General features: G+C 40.7%; 3 protein-coding genes. 1 reads left to right on the top strand and 2 read right to left on the bottom strand.

All coding sequences use genetic code 11. From position 1 onward, the window contains the following. The first annotated feature begins 573 nt into the window (after positions 1-573). Positions 574-1395: a hypothetical protein gene (locus A6D97_RS02965; protein ID WP_065583808.1), complete on the top strand. Its 822-nt coding sequence runs from the start codon at positions 574-576 to the stop codon at positions 1393-1395. Positions 1396-1714: 319 nt separating this feature from the next. Here A6D97_RS02965 and A6D97_RS02960 read toward each other — a convergent pair whose 3' ends face one another. Both A6D97_RS02960 and A6D97_RS02955 read right to left on the bottom strand, forming a co-directional pair. After that, positions 1715-2014: a hypothetical protein gene (locus tag A6D97_RS02960; protein ID WP_065583807.1), complete on the bottom strand. Its 300-nt coding sequence runs from the start codon at positions 2012-2014 to the stop codon at positions 1715-1717. A 4-nt stretch (positions 2015-2018) separates the two neighbouring features. Continuing rightward, the gene (locus A6D97_RS02955) at positions 2019-2852 is read right to left on the bottom strand and encodes a hypothetical protein (RefSeq protein ID WP_065583806.1); all 834 of its coding nucleotides are present in this window, start codon (positions 2850-2852) and stop codon (positions 2019-2021) included. Between the last annotated feature and the right edge of the window lie 509 nt (positions 2853-3361).

The following is a 3361-nucleotide window of genomic DNA, read 5'->3' as shown; positions in this document are numbered from 1 at the left end:
AACTCTTTCGAGTTGGCCCTTTCCAAACGTTTGGTGGAGCTGGCGGGAGTCGCCTTCAATTGCCTTAAAAAACAGTGACTTCAATAGGTTAGGGTGTTTGTGATTCTTGAGATTAACCCTTTAGTACCTCATCTTAGTACCATATAAGGCCAGTTTCAAGATGGAAGTTTATTACCCTAAATTAAGGACGCCAGTTCAGCTCCCTGTTTGGGAGTTGAACTCGTGTCTTGTTTTTAGAGTTAGTTGAGCTACTTTTTATGGGCTTTCCCAATAGGGGGAGCGGTTTATCATGATATCCAACTTTCTGTTCTCTTAGAAAATATTGAAAAGCTCCGCGTGTGCCAGTGATTGCGAACAGTACCCTCCAAATCAGAATGAAATTTAGTATCACAAAATAATCTTAATCGACAACGTTTTATTTGCATGGTTTATCAAAAAATCATTTAGAAACAAATATTTGCAAATTTATTTTTGTGTCACTGTGTAACTATAAATTAATATACACCCAATGTTTAATTCTAATAGTTGGTATCAAATTATTAGGTGTCCGCAACATACATTGAAAGGTAAAAAATGAAAAAGTACATCCTCTTATTATTAAGCTGTATAGTCATTTCTGGCTGCGACGACGATGATAAGGAAAAAACACTTTCAGAATCAGAAATCTCAGCACTTGTTGAGTGCACTAACCTAGCAGAAGGCTATCCTTGTACTAGAAACGTATATGGCTCTTGGGGTTATCTTATTTCAGATGAATATAGAGAATTTTGCAGCTCCAAGTTTTGTTTTGCTGATGGCAGTGCATCACCAGAATACCCTGCTCTAACTAGGTTTAGAGATACTGGTGAGCTTATACCTGTTTATTATTTAGACGCAAAAGACCCTCGCTTTGAGTACGCCTTAAACAAAGCTGAAGAGATCATTGGGTATCAAATATTTGATAGAAAAGGAATTGTCTCACTTGAAATAGAAAGAGATGATCCATTTTTTGAGATCGACTACTCAGATATGCCTACAGATTGGGGATTCATTTGGAGCCAAGGAACAGTATTAGGAAGCTGTAGTGCGGGGACAGTTTCAAACGCGCCATACAGTAACAGCCTTGCTTCTTATGCTGTAGGCAACGATTATGGTATAGATAAAACCAAGTGGAATGGGGGGTATGCATGGATAAGTATTGATAGTGAATCCCCTGCTGATCCGGGTTGTACGACAATCGCGAGTAATGACGTGAGTTTACATGAGCTTGCGCATGCTCTGGGAATGGGTAATCACTTTGACGGGTTCGGAAACGGCCCTGCGTTTGATAAAAATGCAGAGCGAGTTTTACGCACTATGTACAGTAAGCAAAATCCCGCTGGCCAACCATTTGATTCGTTGAATATTGAACCATAGTTATAAACAACTATTTTGTTTAAGTAACAACGCTAATTAGGGAAGGCTATTGTCGACCGAAAGGTCACAGCAGCCTCCTTTCTAAAGCCACTCACACTTTGTCATCTTAGCTTGGGATGTGTTTTCTTAGCTGATACCTGTATGTTCTTATCTAACAGCTCAAAAATAGCCTCTGAATTAAGCATGTTGGAGAGTTCTTCCTCTACAGTGAGTTGATAGTCATAGATTAGCTGCGCTCTAGTCGGTTCCTCTAACTTACACTCAGTTAACTGGATTCAGCTCCCTGTTTGGGAGTTGAACCGAAGTTTGAACTTTACATTTACACCTTCTTTTTCTTCTGTCGAGCAACACGCTCAGCCATTGCCACTTGAAATTTTTTGGTTTTCTCGACTCTTGCTATAAGAGTGCGTTTATAAGCTTTAATTTTCCCTGCATCTTGTTCTTTTCCTTCAAGGAAGTTTTTTATCATAGAGTCAGTCCAGTTGTGGCACTGCTTTAATCCAGTTTTTGAAATCCATGTTTTGTGCCAGATTTGGCTAAGGTGTTCACGCTGTTGGCGACCATAGTCACGTCGTTCTGATTCCGAGTAGCGGTGCCACTTTCCGTTGTAATAAGGCATATCGTTAAATAATCTCGTTTTTAATTTTATTTATATTTTCTATTTGTGCGGGTGAGGTGCTTTTGGCTTTCAGTTCCTCATATGTTTTCAGTAACCTATTTTTCTGTCGCTTCAATTGTCTATCGTCACGCGCTTCTTTTGCTTTTAACCACTTATCGAACTGTGTTTGCATCTTCTTTAGTAGCTTTTCTATTTCTAAAGCTTCGGTAGCTTTTTGGTGCTGGTATTGCCATGTTGAGAGTCTGCGACCTTTTTCTTTTTCGATAGGATCATAGGTGCGATGATCGATGCCAACATGCTTAAGCACTGATTGATTGAATGCTTGCTTTATTAGTCTTGTCGCTTGCTTTTTTTGTAACTCTGTCAGTATTCTGCCACCAGCAACCTTGCCAATGATGAGGTGCACATGGTCGCCACTGCCTTTGATGCCCGCCTGAGCTTGTTGATGCAGTACGGCTCGAATTTGTTGTCTGTATTGAGCGAACTCAGATTTATTCAGTTTGCAGAGCTTCGCCAACGCTAAGCTGCAATCTTTAATAACTGATTGCCATTGTTGAGTAGTAGGGCGGTATCCTTTGGGTAGAGTAAGACAGTATTCGACCGCGTAGCTCGAAAGTGGGCGACCGCCACGGCGGTTATATATTTTTTGATTAAGTCGAAATTCTTCGCCAACTAGCGCTATACGGTTAGATGTTTCCGCGCAACCAAAAATAGAAACGATACGTTGGGTATGTTTATGGTTGGCGTGCGCTAGGCTTTGCAGGTAGCGTTCGCGCATCATGACGCCATCAGTAGCAAAGCGAACGGGTTGGGTAATTACAGTCCAGTTTTTTAGCATGTTGGATGTTTATTTAAATGTTAGACTTTTGCCTTAACTTGTACAAACTACTGGACTGTAACCATTACTATTCAGTAGTGGTTCCAGTTAGGACAACGGCTTCGCATTGTCACTGGCAAGAAGGGAGACCCTTCTTAACTACCCCTTTAAAGAGGCGTCTATCTTTGACTCCATTTCAAGATCTTCAGCAAGATTTTGGATCTCGCTGTGACCAATTACGTTTCTCAGAAAGACCAGATATTCATCTCCACTGCAACTGTTCACTTTATTTCGGAAAATATCACGAGAACCTTGAATACCGTTGTGCGCGGTAAGATTGTAATTATCACATAGGCTTTCTAGCATCTTACCCAATGAGCTTTGAGCTTCTTGAATGATAGCTTCTAGTTGCTCTTTGGTGCTAAATGTTTCAGCTACATCGTAATACCACGCTTCGTACTCGCCATTGTCGTTCTCTTTGTAGTGGTACGCTGAATTTGGTCACTTAGTTAGAGGTGATATCATCACCT

This window comes from Vibrio sp. ZF57, from assembly GCF_001691235.1.
Lineage (GTDB): Bacteria > Pseudomonadota > Gammaproteobacteria > Enterobacterales > Vibrionaceae > Vibrio > Vibrio crassostreae_C.
This window is presented reverse-complemented; position numbering and strand designations above follow the sequence as displayed.

Excerpts from the sequence above, each read along its gene's own strand:
- A6D97_RS02965 (WP_065583808.1), top strand. The coding sequence starts at position 574 with ATGAAAAAGTACATCCTCTTATTATTAAGCTGTATAGTCATTTCTGGC.
- A6D97_RS02955 (WP_065583806.1), bottom strand. The coding sequence starts at position 2,852 with ATGCTAAAAAACTGGACTGTAATTACCCAACCCGTTCGCTTTGCTACT.
- A6D97_RS02960 (WP_065583807.1), bottom strand. The coding sequence starts at position 2,014 with ATGCCTTATTACAACGGAAAGTGGCACCGCTACTCGGAATCAGAACGA.